We start from the raw sequence: 1,190 nt of genomic DNA on the forward strand, positions 1-1,190 counted from the left end.
GGTTCCTCATCAAATCAAACTCAGTCACCGTCAGCTAATAACAGTAGTGTAAGACAAGAATCCAATCAGGTTAGTAGCGGTCGCTACGAGGTGCAACAAGCTACCTACGATGACGGAGATGGCACTTATACCTTAATGCTGTTAAACACCCCTGGGGGGACTTCTCCCCTCTTTCGCACCACTAACCTGCAAATGGCTAGATTAAGCGATGAAGCTATCGCTAAAGGGGAAAAAACCGCGGTGGAAATCAACGGTGATCAGGCTACCCTGTACATGACCGAAGATTTTAAAATTGAGTATGTCCATAATGTCACGGAAGTGCGGAACAATCCCCAAACCGGACAACAGGAAACCGTAGTGATTCGGCAAGAATCGAGTTTTTGGAGTCCTTTTTTCGGTGCTGTTGCTGGTCAAGCTTTGGGTAGTTTGCTCTTTCGTCCTCAATACTACGTTCCTCCCCTCTATACTCCGGGGGGTGTAATGACCGGTTTTGGTGGTTACGGTTCCACCTATAATCAGGCAGTGGATCAATACCGGACTAAACATAATAGTCCACCTCCGGCGGTCAAAAATCGGCAAACTCTCCGTTCTACTGGCAATTTACGTCGTTATCCCAGTAATACTTCCTCTAGTCCCAATCGCAGCACCACAACCACCACCAAACCCAGTGGTTCTGGTTATGGTTCCAGTACCCTGAAGAATTCGGGTAAATCTGATAATGTCAAACGTTCTCCTAGTTTCGGTTCCTCTGGTTCCCGTCGTACCCCTAGTCGCAGTGGTTTCGGCAGCAGCAGACGCGGCCGACGTTAGGAGGATTTGACTGGAGTGGTGGAAGATTAATCCTGTCTTCCCCACCTCAGAGATTGGGGATGGCAGCTACTTAGGGTTTGCTGAATAAATCTAAAAACCTTGTTGGATAGGAATTTTAGACTTTTTCCCCATCAAAAAGTGCCAGACCTTGGGGTGATCGGGGGGGGGAAATTTAGGCACTTTTTCCCTGAAAATTAGGTAATTGACCAGATGAAAATCGGTAAAACCCTACACCCCACACCCCACACCCCACACCCTTCCCCCACCAACAAACGTTTTCAGCAGACCCTAGCTAATTCTTCCGTTAAAATTAGGTTAAGTCGCCGTTGACAGAGAAAATATGAGTAAAAACTCCCGACGAGTCGATTTTCCTGATTTAC

1 protein-coding gene is annotated in these 1,190 nt (G+C 47.2%); it reads left to right on the plus strand.

Annotated elements, in window-relative coordinates; genetic code table 11:
- A partial coding sequence (locus PX481_RS19240) for a hypothetical protein (RefSeq protein ID WP_288095491.1) occupies window positions 1-810 on the plus strand: 810 nt, incomplete at its 5' end.
- Window positions 811-1,190: the final 380 nt, after the last annotated feature.

The organism is Microcystis sp. M53603_WE2 (assembly GCF_030065435.1).